The sequence below is a fragment of the Massilia sp. ST3 genome (assembly GCF_018119405.1).
Lineage (GTDB): Bacteria > Pseudomonadota > Gammaproteobacteria > Burkholderiales > Burkholderiaceae_D > Telluria.
Genome location: NZ_JAGPWC010000062.1, coordinates 15,167 through 30,403 on the forward strand (window position 1 = coordinate 15,167; position 15,237 = coordinate 30,403).

The window sequence follows — 15,237 nt, forward strand, 5'->3', positions numbered from 1 at the left end:
GGCCTTTTTTATTGATGGTGGTGTGCAAACAAACTTGGATCCCGGCCTTCGCCGGGATGACGGTTTTTAGGTCGACCACTACGTTTGACGTCACTGCTGGCAGTAGCACGTCGTCCCGGCGAAGGCCGGGACCCAAGTTTCTTAGCGTACCGACACACCAAACAAAAATGGCGGGCCACAGCCCGCCATTTTTCCAGAACTATCCGCCTATTGCTCGTCCAGCGGCGCAAAGATCGCCTGCAAGTCCTCCTGCGTCAGCGCCATCTTCTGCGATTCGCCTTCCGCCAGGATCGACGCCGCCAGCTCCGACTTCTTCTGCTGCAGCTGCTGGATTTTTTCTTCCAGCGTGCCCTTGGCGATCAGTTTATAGACGAACACCGGCTTGTCCTGTCCGATGCGCCAGGCGCGGTCGGTGGCCTGGTTCTCGGCCGCCGGGTTCCACCACGGGTCGTAGTGGATCACGGTGTCGGCCGCGGTCAGGTTCAGGCCCACGCCGCCGGCCTTCAGGCTGATCAGGAAGATCGGCACCGCGCCCTGCTGGAAGGCCGCCACCTGGGCCGAGCGGTCGCGCGTCTCGCCGGTGAGGATGGCGTAGGGGATGTCGCGCGCGTCGAGTTCTTCCTCGATCAGGCCCAGCATGCTGGTGAACTGCGAAAATACCAGGATCTTGCGGCCTTCCTGCAGCAGGTCCTCGACCATCTGCATCAGGTCCGTGAGCTTGGCCGACACCGCCGCCGTGTTCTTCTTGGCCGGCATCGCCTTCACCAGGCGCGGATCGCAGCAGACCTGGCGCAGCTTGAGCAGGGCTTCCAGGATGACGATCTGGCTGCGCGCCACGCCCTTGCGGTCGATTTCCTCGCGCACCTTCTTGTCCATCGCCAGGCGCACCGTCTCGTACAGGTCGCGCTGCGGGCCGGACAGCTCGATGCGGCGCACCATCTCGGTCTTTTGCGGCAGTTCCTTGGCCACGTTGTCCTTGGTCCGGCGCAGCAGGAAGGGACGGATGCGGCGGTTCAGGAGCATGCGGCGCACCGGGTCGTCCTGGCGCTCGATCGGATGGCGGAACTGGGTGTTGAAGCCCTTCTCGTCGCCCAGCAGGCCGGGCAGCAGGAAGTGGAACTGCGACCACAGCTCGCCCAGGTGGTTCTCGAGCGGGGTGCCGGACAGGCAGAGGCGATGGCGCGCGTTGAGCGAGCCGGCCGTCTGCGCCGCCTTGGAGCGGGTGTTCTTGATGTAGTGCGATTCGTCCAGGATCACCAGGTGATAGTGGTGCTGGCGCAGCTGTTCCTCGTCGCGCGGCAGCAGCGCATAGGTGGTCAGCACCAGGTCGGCGCCGTCGATCTGGTCGAACAGGTCGACCCGCTCCTTGCCCTGCAGGAGCAGCACCTTGAGGTCGGGCGCGAAGCGCGCGGCCTCGTCCTGCCAGTTGCCCATCAGGCTGGTCGGCGCGATCACCAGGGCCGGGCTGGTCAGGCGGCCCGCTTCCTTCTCGGTGAGGATGTGGGCCAGGGTCTGGACGGTCTTGCCGAGACCCATGTCGTCGGCCAGGATGCCGCCCAGGTCGTACTCGCGCAGGAACTGCATCCACGACAGGCCGTCGAGCTGGTAGTCGCGCAAGGTAGCCTGCAGGCCTTTCGGCGCCTGCACCTTCTTCACCGAGCCGAACTGGCTCAGCTTGCGGCCGGTCTCGCGCAGCTGTTCGCCGCCGGTCCAGCGCAGTTCGAGGCCGCGCGCCAGCTCTTCCAGGCGCGCCGCGTCGAGCGTCGACAGGCGCACGCGCTGCTTGATCTTGTCGTTGAAATACAGCTCGCCCAGGGTGGCCAGGATGGGCTTGAGGCGGCCCCAGGGCAGCGCCACGCGCACGCCCTCGGGCAGCACGGCCAGCATCTGGTCGGCTTCGGCATGCGCGGCCAGCACGGCCGGGTCGAAGTCGGCCGGCGCGCTGCGGATCAGCTGCACCAGTACCGGCAGCAGCGGCACGCGCTTGCGGTTGACCACGATGCCCAGTTCCAGCTCGAACCAGGCATTGCCCGCTTCCTCGGGCTCGTCGATGTCGGCGTACCAGTCTTCGACCGGCACCACGTCGTAGCGGTACTTGGCGGACTTCTGCACATGCCAGCCGGCGTCGGACAGCGCATCCAGGTCGTTCTCGGCGAAGCGCAGCCAGTGCGCCTGGCTTTCGAGCTGGATCGCGCCGGCCATGGCGTTGAAGGGCGCGGTGGCCGGCTTGCGGAAGCCCAGTTCGTTCAGTTTCGCGAGCGCCGCGCTTTCGGCCTTGGGATCGCGTTCGATGATCTCGGTGAGGTCGCCGATCTGGCGCACCACGCGCTGCGACGGATCGAAGGACACGCGCTGGCCGTCGTAGTCGTAGGCCAGCACGGCGAAATCGATCCAGCGCGCCACGCCGCCGTCGGCCAGCTGCACCGAATCGAGCAGCAGGTGGGGGATGGGCTTGACGTCGTTCCGCAGGCGCTGGGTGAGCGGCTGCGGCAGCGGCATCAGCTGCTGCAGGCCGTGCGCCAGCAGCAGCTGCGAGACGCGTTTCTTGTCGTTGCCGGTGAGGGCCGGGGCCTGGGCCACCAAGGCCTGCAGTTCGGCCAGCGAGATATCGATGCCGCCGCGGTTGAGGTCGAGCGCGCCGCAGGACAGGTTGTCGATGTACCAGGGCGGGTCGGTCGGCAGCATGTAGTCGATCTGGTCGGCGGCGCTGTGGGTGGCGCCCTTGGCCGGCTCCACCGACCAGCCCAGCTTGGCCACCCGGCCTTCGTCGCGCCAGGCGAGATTCGCCTTGCGCACCGGACCGGCCTGCAGCGGGTAGACCAGGCCGTTGGCCATGTCGGACCAGGAGTTCGCCCACAGCAGCTTGCCCTGCTCGAGCAGCATCTGCAGCAGGATGGCGCCGACCTTGCCCTTGGGTTCGGTGGCGCTGGTGCCCTGCGAGGAGCCGCTGCGCATCGCGATGAAGAAGCGCACCAGGTCGACGTCGTCGCCTTCGAGGTAGGCGGGCGGCGCCGACAGCAGCGAGAACACCTCGCTCACCGGACTGGCCGCGGCCACCTCGCCGTTCGGACGCAGGCGCGCCTTGCACAGGCAGATGGCGACATGGCGCCCGCCGCTGGTGGGCGCCATCACATACACGAACTTGTATTGCGCGGCCTTCGGATCCGTGACCTCGGCGGTCAGCTTAGGCTGCGGATGCGCAGCCGCTTCGACCCGTTGCAGCCAGCTCACCACCGGCGCGGGCAGGGCGGGAGCGCGTGCGGGAGCGCGGACCGGTGCTGCATCGCCGGCGTTCTCGCGGGGGTAATCGACTGTGTGCATGGGGTCTCGTTTACTTAACGTGTTGTGCGTAAAACTGTGCGTAACCAAAACGACAATAACGAACATTATCCGTCATACGGACGCTTCCGTTTTGTTCGGAATCGCACGTAGCGGACAATTCTCATTCATGCGGCATCGGCACGACAGATGCGGCGACGGATGCTGCATGCAGAACCGGTTGTTCTCTCATGTTCGCGAGGCGCTGTCAAGACTGGTGTATCGTTCCGGTTTGCGTATCATTGGCCGCTTGACTTCCTGAATCACCTCATCACGCCTGCACCAATGCTGCCATCCATCGAACAACGCCTCGCCCTCGAACTCTCCGCCAAGCCAGCCCAGGTGGCGGCCGCCGTCGCCCTGCTGGACGAAGGCGCCACGGTCCCCTTCATCGCCCGCTACCGCAAGGAGGCGACCGGCGGCCTGGACGACATCCAGCTGCGCCTGCTGGAAGAGCGCCTGCGCTACCTGCGCGAGCTGGAAGACCGGCGCGCCGCGATCATCGCCTCGATCACCGAGCAGAACAAGATGACGCCGGAGCTGCTCGACGCCGTCACCCACGCCGAGGACAAGACCCGCCTCGAAGACCTCTACCTGCCCTACAAGCAGAAGCGCCGCACCAAGGCGCAGATCGCGATCGAGGCCGGCCTGGCGCCGCTGGCCGACAGCCTGCTGGCCGATCCTTCCCTGAATCCCGAGGAAGCGGCAGGCGCCTACCTGCGCGAAGCCTTCACCAACGCCGACGGCGGCGCCAATCCCGGCGTGCCGGACACCAAGGCCGCGCTCGACGGCGCGCGCCAGATCCTGATGGAGCGCTTCGCCGAAGACGCCGAACTGCTGCAGTCCCTGCGCGAATACGTGCAGGAGCACGGCGTGGTCGAGTCCAAGGTGGTGGCGGGCAAGGAAGACGAAGGCGAGAAGTTCGCCGACTACTTCGATTATTCGGAACCGCTGTCCAGCGTGCCCTCGCACCGCGCGCTGGCCCTGATGCGCGGCCGCCGCGAAGGCGTGCTGGACGTGACCCTGCGCCTCGATTCGGAACCGGAAAAACCAAAGTGGGACGCGCCCCACAATCCCTGCGAAGGCCGCATCGCCGCGCGCTTCGGCATCAAGGGCGCGGGCCGCCCGGCCGACAAGTGGCTGCTCGACACCGCCCGCTGGACCTGGCGCGTGAAAAGCTTCATGTACATCGAGACCGAACTAATGGGCGCCCTGCGCGAAAAAGCCGAGCTGGACGCCATCCAGGTCTTCGCCCGCAACCTGAAGTCGCTCCTGCTGGCCGCGCCGGCCGGCCCGCGCGCCACCATGGGCCTGGACCCGGGCCTGCGCACCGGCGTCAAGGTCGCCGTGGTCGACGCCACCGGCAAGGTGGTCGACACCGCCACCGTCTACCCGCACCAGCCGCGCAACGACTGGGACGGCGCCCTGCACGTCCTCGGCCAGCTGGCCGCGAAGCACAAGGTGTCCCTGGTCTCGATCGGCAACGGCACCGCCTCGCGCGAGACCGACAAGCTGGCCCAGGACCTGATCAAGCAGAATCCGGAACTCAAGCTGACCAAGATCGTCGTGTCGGAAGCCGGCGCCTCGGTCTACTCGGCCTCGGAATTCGCCTCGCGCGAACTGCCGGAGCTGGACGTGTCGCTGCGCGGCGCGGTGTCGATCGCGCGCCGCCTGCAGGACCCATTGGCGGAACTGGTGAAGATCGATCCGAAATCCATCGGCGTCGGCCAGTACCAGCACGACGTGTCGCAGACCCAGCTCGCACGCTCGCTCGACGCGGTGGTGGAGGATTGCGTGAACGCGGTCGGCGTGGATGTGAATACCGCCTCGGCGCCGCTGCTGGCGCGCGTCTCGGGCCTGTCGTCCAGCGTGGCGCAAAGCATCGTCACCTACCGCGACATGAAGGGCGCTTTTGCCTCGCGCGCGGCGCTGAAGGCGGTGCCGCGCCTGGGCGACAAGACCTTCGAGCAGGCGGCCGGCTTCCTGCGCGTGATGGGCGGCGACAACCCGCTCGACGCCTCGGCGGTCCACCCGGAATCCTATCCGGTCGTGGAAAAAATCCTGGCCGACATCAAGCGCGACATGAAGGCGGTGATCGGCGACGCATCGCTGATCAAGAGCCTGAACCCGGCCAAGTACGCGGACGAGAAGTTCGGCGTGCCGACCGTGACCGACATCCTGAAGGAACTGGAAAAGCCGGGGCGCGACCCGCGTCCGGAATTCACCACCGCCACCTTCAAGGAAGGCGTGGAAGAGCTCAGCGACCTGCGTCCGGACATGATCCTGGAAGGCGTGGTGACCAACGTGGCGGCCTTCGGGGCGTTTGTCGACATCGGCGTGCACCAGGACGGCCTGGTGCACATCTCGGCCCTGTCGAACACCTTCGTCAAGGACCCGCACACGGTGGTCAAGGCCGGCCAGGTGGTGAAGGTCAAGGTGCTGGAAGTGGACGTCAAGCGCAAGCGCATCGCCCTCACCATGCGCCTGAGCGACAGCGCGCCGGCGCCGGGTTCACGGCCGGAGCAGCGCGGCGACCGCAACGACGGCAAGCGCCTCGCCCAGCACCAGCAGCGCCAGCAGCGTGAAGGAGGCGGTAGCGCCCCACCGTCCGGCAATGCGATGGCGGCCGCCTTCGCCAAGCTGCGCAAATAAGGAGCAGGCCATGATCACGCTCGGCAGCGCCGATCCCGACAGCCCCGACGCACTGGTGCTGCTCGCGGAGCTCGGCGCCGCCCTGAGCGCGATCACGGGCGACAGCGGCGCCGCTTCCTTCGATCCCCAGGACGTGCGCGGCCCGCGCTCGGTCTTCCTGGTGGCGCGCGACGACCAGGGCGTGGCGGTCGGCTGCGGCGCCCTGCGTCCCTTGACGCCCGACGTGGCGGAATTCAAGCGCATGTACGCGCGCCCGGGCAGCGGCGCGGGCAAGAATATCCTGGCGGCGCTGGAATGGCATGCCGTGATCTTCGGCTACAGCGAGGTGTGGCTGTCGACGCGCCGTGTCAACCGGCGCGCCATGGATTTCTACCGCCGCAACGGCTACGTGCCGGTGCCGGCCTACGGAAAATACGTGGGAAGCCAGGTGTCGGCCTGCCTCGGCCGCTGGCTCTGAAGTGGCTCCAAGGCGCGGATTGCCGCTTACTTGAGGAAGACCCCGAGCAGGTAGATCGACAGGCAGCCGAAGCCGATCAGGAGCATGTGCTTCTGCGCCATGGCGGGACGGCCGGTCTTCTTCACGTGCAGGGCGTCGCGCACCAGCAATGCCGCATAGACCAGGGCCGCGACACCGGACAGGATGCCGCCGATGCTCGCGTGCGAAATGCCGGTGACGATGTTGATGATGCCGGGGATGCCGAGCAGCGTGGCGATGACGAGGTTCATGCCCGTCGAGGGGCCGCGGTTGGGGGGTTGTTGCATGGTGCAGCTCCGGTTGGCGTCAAAACCGGGCGATCATACCGCAAGCCAAGGGCCGCGTCAGCCGAACACCCGCAGCGCCGTGCCGAAGACATTGACCAGAAAACTGCCCACCGCCAGGCCAAAGCAAATGTAGCCGACCAGGATCACCCGCGCCAGCGGACCGGTCGCAAAAAACACCTCCTCGCCCATGCGCAACCAGATGCCTTCGATGAAGTCGTACAGTGAAGGGATCCCGAAGAAAGCCGCGAGCACCCACATGAAGGTAGGCGACATGGTGGTAAAAGGAGTTTGCTTCCTATTCGAGACTGGTGAGGATCGGGAGATGATAGCGCATTGTAGGACACGGTTCTTTTCTAAAATCAACATCAAGCCGGCGGCGGCCTGCGGGACGACTCCCGTCAATTCTTATAGAATGTCGCCATCAACCCATTTCCCCCCAAAGGCAGAACAAATGAGCGACGTACAAACCTGGATCAAAGAAACCGTGACCAACACCCCGGTCGTGCTGTTCATGAAGGGCACCGCCCAGTTCCCGCAGTGCGGCTTCTCCGGCCGCGCCATCCAGATCCTGAAGGCATGCGGCGTGGACAACATCGCCACCGTCAACGTGCTGGAAGACGCGGAAGTCCGCCAGGGCATCAAGGACTACTCGAACTGGCCGACCATCCCGCAACTCTACGTGCGCGGCGAATTCATCGGCGGTTCGGACATCATGAACGAGATGTACGAATCGGGCGAACTGCAAACCCTGCTGCAGAATGGCTGACCGCCCGCGCCGGATCATCGTCGCCATCACCGGCGCGACCGGCGCAACCTATGGCGTGCAGCTGCTGCGGCGGCTGGACGCCACTCCCGGCGTCGAGACCCACCTGGTCGTTTCCGACGCCGCTACCCTCACCCTGCACCAGGAACTGGGCCTGCAGCGGCGCGACGCCGAGGCCCTGGCCCACGTCGTGCACCGCAACCGCGACATCGGCGCCTCGATCGCCAGCGGTTCGTTCCAGGTCGACGGCATGGTGATCGCGCCCTGCTCCATGAAGACCCTGGCGGCCGTGGCCCATGGCCTGTCGGATAACCTGGTCACGCGCGCGGCGGACGTGATGCTGAAGGAGCGCCGGCGCCTGGTGCTGATGGTGCGCGAGACGCCCTTCAACCTGGCCCACCTGCGCAACATGACGGCCGTGACCGAAATGGGCGGCATCGTATTTCCGCCCCTGCCCAGCTTTTACCACCGGCCGGCGTCGATCGAGGAAATGGTCGAGCACAGTGTCGACCGGGTGATGGATTTGCTTGGGCTTGAGAATGCCCACGCCGCCCGCTGGAGCGGCATGAAGGCTGCGCCGGACGCCTGAGCGGCTTGCCCAGGCCGGGACTTCGGGCCAACCCGCCAGGGGTCAGCGTTTTTCTTCGAACAGGTCGTTGTCGGCCTTTTTCAGCTCACGTGCTTCTTCGATCATCCGCCGCCGGGCGTTGCGTTCTCGCATGACCTCGGCGTGGCGCGCCGCCGTCATTGGCGGTGCTGTCATCAGTTCCTTGAGCTGAGCGGTATTGGCGTAGTTGTTTCGCATGCGGCAGCTGCTCCTTGACGTGACGGGTGGCGAAAACCGCTGCCACCTGTAATGGATTATGACCCAGATCGCAGGTTTGTGCGGCCCCGGCTTCACGAAAAGTGCACTACGACAACGTCCGACAGACCTGCCTTATTTTTGATCTGTCTTCTGGTGGTGCATGCGCACCAGCATGCGGATGAACTCACGCGCCAGCTGGCGGTGGTGTTCGTCCAGGCGTTGCAGGTCGGCGATCAGCTTGACATCGGCCGACTCGAAGCGCGCGGCGCCATTGGCGCCGGATTCCGCGTTGGCAGCCTGCTCGCCGCCGCCAAAGCGCAGCCAGTCGGCAGGCACACCTAGCCACTGGGCGATCATGCGCAGCTTTTCCTGGGTCGGGATCGCCTCGCCCACCAGCCACTTGCGGGCCGCGTGCACCGTGATCGGACGTCCTTCAAAGCGAATATTGAATTCCCGCGCCAGCCGGGTCGGACTGTCGGGAGAATAGTGTGCGTTTTTCAGGGCCTGCTGCAGTCGCTCGCTGAAGCTCTCCCGTTCATTCGTCGAATTCATTTGGAAACTACTTAATGTTGCGTAAGCGGACGGCAAGCTCTCTACTGATGAGCAGGCCTCGGGTCAATCATACCCCTAAAAAGTAACAAAGATGTGATTTTTTAAGAGAATTTTCGGTAATGCAACGATTACTGACGGCAACTCACGGAAGTATAAACCTTCCAAAAAATGTAGCCTAACTGAAATATTCGAAGAACGCCGCACGATTTGCAGCTTGTTACATAGGATGTATTTACTAAATTTTAATAGAACTACAGTTACAATTTGTTGGGAACAGACTGAAAACGTATGACGTCATTCATGCTGTTTATTCGCAGCAAGACACCATCTCGCCACAGCTTGTGCAGGTGGGCCAGCGCCTCGCCCAGCGCAAAGCTGAGCTGGTGGGCGTCGAGCTGGCGCCGGAACATGATGGGCACGATGTCCACCGCCGACTTCGGTTCGGCACAGGCCGCCACCACCTCGGCCAGGCGCGCCTCGTGGTGCGCGCGCAACTGGGCGATGCGGGTATGCAGTCCGCGGAAGGGCTTGCCGTGGGCGGGCAGCACCAGGGTGTCCTCCGGCAGGCCGGCAAACTTGCCGAGCGAGTCGAGGTAGAGCTGGAGCGGGTTGCCTTCCGGCTCGACCGCGAATACCGAGACATTGGTCGAAATGCGTGGCAGCACCATGTCGCCCGAGACCAGCACCTTCAGTTCTTCCGAATACAGCGAGGCGTGTTCGGGCGAATGGCCGAAGCCGGTGATCACGCGCCAGCCGTGGCGGCCGATCTTCACCTCGTCTCCGTCCTGCAGCCGGGTATACGAAGCGGGTACCGCCGGCACCAGGCTCGGATAGTAATTGCGGCGGCTGCGCATCTGCTCCAGCAGCGCCGGGTCGGTCAGGCCATGGCGTTCGAAATGCGGAATGGCCGAGGGCCCGTCCACGCCAGGCAGCGCCGCCGCCATCATGCGCGCGAAAGCGAATTCGCCGGTGGTGGTCCAGAACGGCGCCCCGAAGCGCTCGCACAGCCAGCCGGACAGGCCGACGTGGTCGGGATGGCAATGGGTGGCGATCACGCGCACCAGCGGTTCGCCCGCCAGGCCCTCGGCCAGCACCTGTTCCCAGGCGGCGCGGGTGGCGTCGGTGCCGGCGCCGCAGTCGACCAGGCTCCAGCCTTGCCGGCCCTCCTGCTCGTCCTCCAGCAGCCACAGGTTGATGTGGTCCAACGCGAACGGCAGTGGCATGCGCGCCCAGCGCAGCCCGGGAAGGATCTCGTGCAGCGCGCCGGGCGCGGGAATGGTGTCGCCAAAAGGATAGGCGAGCTGGGACTCGAGCGGGTTCATGGAAATCTTTCGTGTTCGTGGAAAGGCGGGCGCGCTACAATGCGATTGACGTTGACGTAAACGGAAAATGGCATCGACGATTTTAAGCGATTCCGTGTTTTGAGACTTTTTGACCGCCACCGCACACCATGGCCACCTACACCATCGCCGAACTGGCACGCGAATTCGACATCACCGCCCGCGCGATCCGCTTCTATGAAGACCAGGGCCTGCTCAGCCCCAAGCGCGAAGGCGTCGGCGGACGCAACCGTGTGTATACCCCGCGCGACCGCACCCGGCTCAAGCTGACCCTGCGCGGCAAGCGCCTGGGCCTGACCTTGTCCGAGATCAAAAGCATCGTCGACATGTACGAGTCGCCGAAGGACACCCATGCCCAGATCAACCGCTTCCTGGGCGTGCTGGCCCAGCAGCGCGTGACTTTGGAACAACAGCGCGCCGATATCGAGATGGCGCTGGAAGAAATTTCCGCCCATGAAGACGAATGCCGCCGCCTGCTGCTCGAAAATGAGGCGGACCGCAGCGCGGCATAAGGGTATGGGGCCGGCCGTCGGGCCCCTTTTTTTGCGCCTTAGTTGACGTTTACGTTAACGTCACAGACGAGTATGATTCAGGCTCCTGCTCAACCACCGTTCATCGTGAGGACGACATGCTGCATCTCCCAGGCTTGACCTTTGACCATGGCGAAGACATCGCCGCACTGCGCGAAGCAGTCCAACAGTTCGCCGCAGCCGAAATCGCACCGCGCGCTGCGGAGATCGACCACACCGACCAGTTCCCGATGGACCTGTGGAAGAAGATGGGCGAGCTGGGCCTGCTGGGCATCACCGTCGGCGAGGAATACGGCGGCGCCAACATGGGCTACCTGGCCCACATCGTCGCCATGGAAGAGATCTCGCGCGCCTCGGCGTCGGTCGGCCTGTCCTACGGCGCCCACTCGAACCTGTGCGTCAACCAGATCAAGCGCAACGGCAACGAAGAGCAGAAGCGCAAGTACCTGCCCAAGCTGATCTCGGGCGAGCACGTGGGCGCCCTGGCGATGTCCGAGCCGAATGCCGGTTCCGACGTGGTCAGCATGAAGCTCAAGGCCGAGCTGAAGGGCGACCGCTACGTCCTGAACGGCACCAAGATGTGGATCACCAACGGCCCGGACGCCGACACCCTGGTGGTCTACGCCAAGACCGACCTGGAAGCCGGCCCGCGCGGCATGACCGCCTTCCTGATCGAAAAGGGCTTCAAGGGCTTCTCGATCGCACAAAAGCTGGACAAGCTGGGCATGCGCGGCTCGCACACCGGCGAGCTGGTGTTCCAGGATTGCGAAGTGCCGGTCGAGAACGTGCTGGGCGGCGTCGGCAAGGGCGTCAACGTGCTGATGTCGGGCCTGGACTTCGAGCGCACCGTGCTGTCGGGCGGTCCGCTGGGCATCATGTCGGCCTGCATGGACGTGGTCGTGCCTTATATCCACGAGCGCAAGCAGTTCGGCCAGGCCATCGGTGAATTCCAGCTGATGCAGGGCAAGATCGCCGACATGTATTCGACCATGATGGCTTGCCGCGCGTACGTGTACGCCGTGGGCCAGGCCTGCGACCGTGCGACTTTGCCGGAACAGGTGCGCGCCCTGCGCAAGGACGCCGCCGGCGCCATCCTGTACAGCGCCGAGAAGGCGACCTGGATGGCTGGCGAGGCGATCCAGACCCTGGGCGGCAATGGCTACATCAACGAATACCCGGTCGGCCGCCTGTGGCGCGACGCCAAGCTGTACGAGATCGGCGCGGGCACCAGCGAAATCCGCCGCATGCTGATCGGGCGTGAGCTGTTTGGCGAGACGATGTAAGACGGCGTTCGGTTGGCAGTATTCCATCGCTAACCCATGCACCGTCATCCCCACGCAGGCGGGGATGACGGGTCGAAGCTGACGATCCTTGATACTGCTGCACTGCACAAGTTGCCGTAGAATGTCCGCTCCCGGACCCGCGCGAGACGAACGATGACACAAGTTGCGTTCCCCAAACTGCTGTCTTCCCAGATCGCATTCGATATCGCGCGCACCATCCTGGACGGCTTCGACAAGCACTACCGCCTGTTCCGCCAGGCCAGCCAGCAGGCCAAGCGCCTGTTCGAGCAGGCCGACTGGCCCACCGCCCAGCAGGCCGCGCGGGCGCGCATCGGCTACTACGACCAGCGCGTGCAGGAATGCGTGCAGACGCTCGAGGACGACTACGCCCCCGAGGATCTCACCGACCGCGTCTGGCGCGAGATCAAGCTGCACTACATCGGCCTGCTCGCCGGCCACAAGCAGCCGGAACTGGCCGAGACCTTCTTCAATTCGGTCAGCTGCCAGATCCTGCACCGCACCTACTATCACAACGACTACATCTTCGTGCGCCCGGTGATATCGACCGAGTACATCGAGACCGAGGAGCTGCAGCCCACCTACCGCGTCTACTACCCGGCGGCGGACGGCCTGCGCTTCGCGCTCAAGCGCATCGTCACCAACTTCCAGCTCGACGCGGACTTCGTCGACCTCGACCGCGACGTTCGACTGGTCGAGGCGCGCATGACGGAAAAATTCGGGCTGGACAGGCCGGAGCCGAACCTGCAGTTCCAGGTGCTCTCCAGCCTGTTCTTCCGCAACAAGGGCGCCTACATCGTCGGCCGCGTGATCAACGGCGCGCGCGAGTATCCGTTCGTGATTCCGGTGCTGCACCAGCGCAAGGGCCGGCTGGTGCTCGACACCGTGCTGACCGACCAGGAACAGATCGTCATCCTGTTCTCCTTCACGCGCGCCTATTTTTTGGTGGACATGGAAGTGCCCTCGGCCTACGTGACCTTCCTGCGCGGCTGCATGCCCAGGAAGGCCAGGAGCGAGATCTACACCATCCTGGGCCTGCAAAAGCAGGGCAAGGCCCTGTTCTACCGCGACTTCCTGCAGCACCTGAAGCACAGCTCGGACGAGTTCCGCATCGCGCCCGGCATCCGCGGCCTGGTGATGCTGGTGTTCGAGCTGCCGTCCTTCCCTTACGTGTTCAAGGTGATCAAGGACTACTACCCGCCCCCGAAGGACACCACGCGCGCCCAGGTCAAGGAAAAATACCTGCTGGTGAAGTACCACGACCGCGTGGGCCGCATGGCCGACACGCTCGAGTACTCGAACGTGGCCTTCCCGCTGGCGCGCTTTTCCGAGGAACTGCTCGACGAGCTCAACAAGTACGCGCCCTCGCTGGTCGAGATCGAGGGCGAATGCATCGTCATCCGCCACCTCTACATCGAGCGCCGCATGGTGCCGCTGAACCTGTTCCTGGCCGACGCCCAGCAACAGGGCAAGCAGGAGCTGGTCGAACATGGCATCATCGAATACGGCAATGCCATCAAGGACCTGGTCGCGGCGAATATCTTCCCCGGCGACATGCTGTACAAGAATTTCGGCGTGACCCGCCACGGCCGCGTCGTGTTCTACGACTACGATGAAATCGAGTACCTCACCGACTGCAATTTCCGCGACATCCCGCAGGCGCGCAACGAAGAGGACGAGATGGCCTCGGAACCCTGGTACCCGATCGGCAAGCACGACGTGTTTCCGGAACAGTTTGGCCGTTTCCTCCTTGGAAATCCGGCCATTCGCCACCATTTCATGCAGCATCACGCGGATCTCTTGACCCGCGATTATTGGCAATCGCACAAGGACCGCATCCTGGAAGGCGTGGTCGAAGACGTCTTCCCTTATCCCCAGCAGATCCGTTTCTGTCACGAAGCAAACCCCACCACGGCGCCGCATGCCGCGCATGCATCGCCACCCTCTATGGAGAACCTACACAATGAATGATCCAGTCGTTATCGTCGGCGCCGCCCGCACCCCGATGGGCGCCTTCCAGGGCGATTTTTCCTCGAAAACGGCGAGCGACCTCGGCGCGGTGGCGATCAAGGCCGCGGTGGAGCGCGCCGGCGTCGCGGCGGACGCCGTGGAACACGTCTACTTCGGTAACTGCCTGATGGCGGGCCAGGGCCAGGCCCCGGCGCGCCAGGCCCTGATCAAGGCCGGCCTGCCGCTGTCGACCGGCGCCGTGACCCTGTCCAAGATGTGCGGTTCGGCCATGCAGGCCGCGATCTTCGCCCACGACCAGCTGGTCGCCGGCAGCGCCGACGTGGTCGTCGCGGGCGGCATGGAATCGATGACCAATGCGCCCTACCTGATCCCGAAGGCGCGCGGCGGCTACCGCATCGGCCACGCGCCGATGTTCGACCACATGATGCTCGACGGCCTGGAAGACGCCTATTCGCGCAACGAGAAAACCGGTGAAGGCCGTTCGATGGGCACCTTCGCCGAAGAGTGCGTGGCCACCTACCAGTTCTCGCGCGAAGAGCAGGACAACTTCGCGATCGAATCGGTCAAGCGCGCCCAGGCCGCCAACAACGAAGGCTGGTTCGGCTGGGAAGTGGCGCCGGTCTCGGTCGCCACCCGTACCGGCGAACTGGTGGTCGAGAAGGACGAAGGCCCGATGAAGGCCAAGGTCGACAAGATCCCGTCGCTCAAGCCGGCCTTCAAGAAGGACGGCACCGTGACCGCCGCCTCGTCCTCGTCGATCAACGACGGCGCCGCCGCGCTGGTGATGATGCGTGAATCGAAGGCCAAGGAACTGGGCCTGACCCCGATCGCGCGCGTGATCGGCCACGCCACCCACGCCCAGGAACCGAACCTGTTCACCACCGCCCCGATCGGCGCGATGCAGAAGCTGTTCAAGAAGACCGGCTGGAAGGCGAGCGACGTCGACCTGTTCGAGATCAACGAAGCCTTCGCCGCGGTGCCGATGGCCGCCATGCGCGACCTCGACATCCCGCACAGCAAGGTCAACATCCACGGCGGCGCCTGCGCCCTGGGCCACCCGATCGGCGCCTCGGGCGCGCGCATCATCGTCACCCTGCTGGGCGCGCTGAAGCGCACCGGCGGCAAGCGCGGCGTGGCTTCGCTGTGCATCGGCGGCGGCGAAGCGACCGCGATGGCGGTCGAGCTGGTGTAAGGTAGTTGCGTAGGGTGGGGGGGGGGGGGGGCGGCGGCGGGGGGGGCCCCC

14 protein-coding genes are annotated in these 15,237 nt (G+C 64.9%); 8 read left to right on the plus strand and 6 right to left on the minus strand.

Going from position 1 to position 15,237, the window contains the following annotated elements:
- Window positions 1-207: 207 nt before the first annotated feature.
- A complete protein-coding gene (locus KBW98_RS18405) occupies window positions 208-3,321 on the minus strand; it encodes a DEAD/DEAH box helicase (RefSeq protein ID WP_211521620.1) in 3,114 nt (1,037 codons plus the stop codon).
- A gap of 282 nt (window positions 3,322-3,603) precedes the next feature.
- Here KBW98_RS18405 and KBW98_RS18410 point away from each other — a divergent pair, with 282 nt between their 5' ends.
- Both KBW98_RS18410 and KBW98_RS18415 read left to right on the plus strand, forming a co-directional pair.
- Entirely contained in the window at window positions 3,604-5,970 is a 2,367-nt protein-coding gene (locus tag KBW98_RS18410; protein ID WP_211521621.1) for a Tex family protein, read from the plus strand.
- 10 nt (window positions 5,971-5,980) lie between these two features.
- Window positions 5,981-6,427: a GNAT family N-acetyltransferase gene (locus KBW98_RS18415; RefSeq protein WP_211521622.1), complete on the plus strand. Its 447-nt coding sequence runs from the start codon at window positions 5,981-5,983 to the stop codon at window positions 6,425-6,427.
- Between the two features lie 26 nt (window positions 6,428-6,453).
- On the opposite strand, the gene KBW98_RS18420 is transcribed toward KBW98_RS18415, so the two are convergent.
- Together KBW98_RS18420 and KBW98_RS18425 are read right to left on the minus strand one after the other, a co-directional pair.
- Window positions 6,454-6,732, minus strand: a complete 279-nt coding sequence (locus KBW98_RS18420) for a hypothetical protein (protein WP_211521623.1) — start codon at window positions 6,730-6,732, stop codon at window positions 6,454-6,456.
- A gap of 57 nt (window positions 6,733-6,789) precedes the next feature.
- Window positions 6,790-7,005 (minus strand): hypothetical protein, encoded by a 216-nt coding sequence (locus tag KBW98_RS18425; protein ID WP_211521624.1) that lies wholly within the window; start codon window positions 7,003-7,005, stop codon window positions 6,790-6,792.
- Window positions 7,006-7,183: 178 nt separating this feature from the next.
- Between KBW98_RS18425 and grxD the strand changes: the two genes are divergently transcribed.
- Together grxD and KBW98_RS18435 are read left to right on the plus strand one after the other, a co-directional pair.
- A complete protein-coding gene (gene grxD, locus KBW98_RS18430) occupies window positions 7,184-7,498 on the plus strand; it encodes a Grx4 family monothiol glutaredoxin (RefSeq protein WP_211521625.1) in 315 nt (104 codons plus the stop codon).
- The gene (locus KBW98_RS18435; protein WP_211521626.1) at window positions 7,491-8,084 is read left to right on the plus strand and encodes a UbiX family flavin prenyltransferase; all 594 of its coding nucleotides are present in this window, start codon (window positions 7,491-7,493) and stop codon (window positions 8,082-8,084) included. Before grxD ends, KBW98_RS18435 begins: the two co-directional genes overlap by 8 nt.
- Before the next feature lie 42 nt (window positions 8,085-8,126).
- Here the strand turns inward: KBW98_RS18435 and KBW98_RS18440 are convergent, their stop codons facing one another.
- The 3 genes from KBW98_RS18440 to KBW98_RS18450 form a co-directional block, all read right to left on the minus strand.
- Window positions 8,127-8,300, minus strand: coding sequence for a hypothetical protein (locus KBW98_RS18440; RefSeq protein WP_211521627.1), 174 nt, complete (start codon window positions 8,298-8,300; stop codon window positions 8,127-8,129).
- Between the two features lie 132 nt (window positions 8,301-8,432).
- A complete protein-coding gene (locus KBW98_RS18445) occupies window positions 8,433-8,852 on the minus strand; it encodes a hypothetical protein (protein ID WP_211521628.1) in 420 nt (139 codons plus the stop codon).
- 257 nt (window positions 8,853-9,109) lie between these two features.
- The gene (locus KBW98_RS18450; RefSeq protein WP_211521629.1) at window positions 9,110-10,174 is read right to left on the minus strand and encodes an MBL fold metallo-hydrolase; all 1,065 of its coding nucleotides are present in this window, start codon (window positions 10,172-10,174) and stop codon (window positions 9,110-9,112) included.
- A gap of 128 nt (window positions 10,175-10,302) precedes the next feature.
- Between KBW98_RS18450 and KBW98_RS18455 the strand changes: the two genes are divergently transcribed.
- The 4 genes from KBW98_RS18455 (at window position 10,303) to KBW98_RS18470 (ending at window position 15,186) form a co-directional block, all read left to right on the plus strand.
- Window positions 10,303-10,704, plus strand: a complete 402-nt coding sequence (locus KBW98_RS18455) for a MerR family DNA-binding transcriptional regulator (RefSeq protein ID WP_211521630.1) — start codon at window positions 10,303-10,305, stop codon at window positions 10,702-10,704.
- 116 nt (window positions 10,705-10,820) lie between these two features.
- Window positions 10,821-12,005: an isovaleryl-CoA dehydrogenase gene (locus KBW98_RS18460; protein ID WP_211521631.1), complete on the plus strand. Its 1,185-nt coding sequence runs from the start codon at window positions 10,821-10,823 to the stop codon at window positions 12,003-12,005.
- Between the two features lie 153 nt (window positions 12,006-12,158).
- Window positions 12,159-13,994 (plus strand): bifunctional isocitrate dehydrogenase kinase/phosphatase, encoded by a 1,836-nt coding sequence (aceK, locus tag KBW98_RS18465; RefSeq protein WP_211521632.1) that lies wholly within the window; start codon window positions 12,159-12,161, stop codon window positions 13,992-13,994.
- A complete protein-coding gene (locus KBW98_RS18470) occupies window positions 13,987-15,186 on the plus strand; it encodes an acetyl-CoA C-acyltransferase (protein ID WP_211521633.1) in 1,200 nt (399 codons plus the stop codon). Before aceK ends, KBW98_RS18470 begins: the two co-directional genes overlap by 8 nt.
- Window positions 15,187-15,237 lie beyond the last annotated feature (51 nt).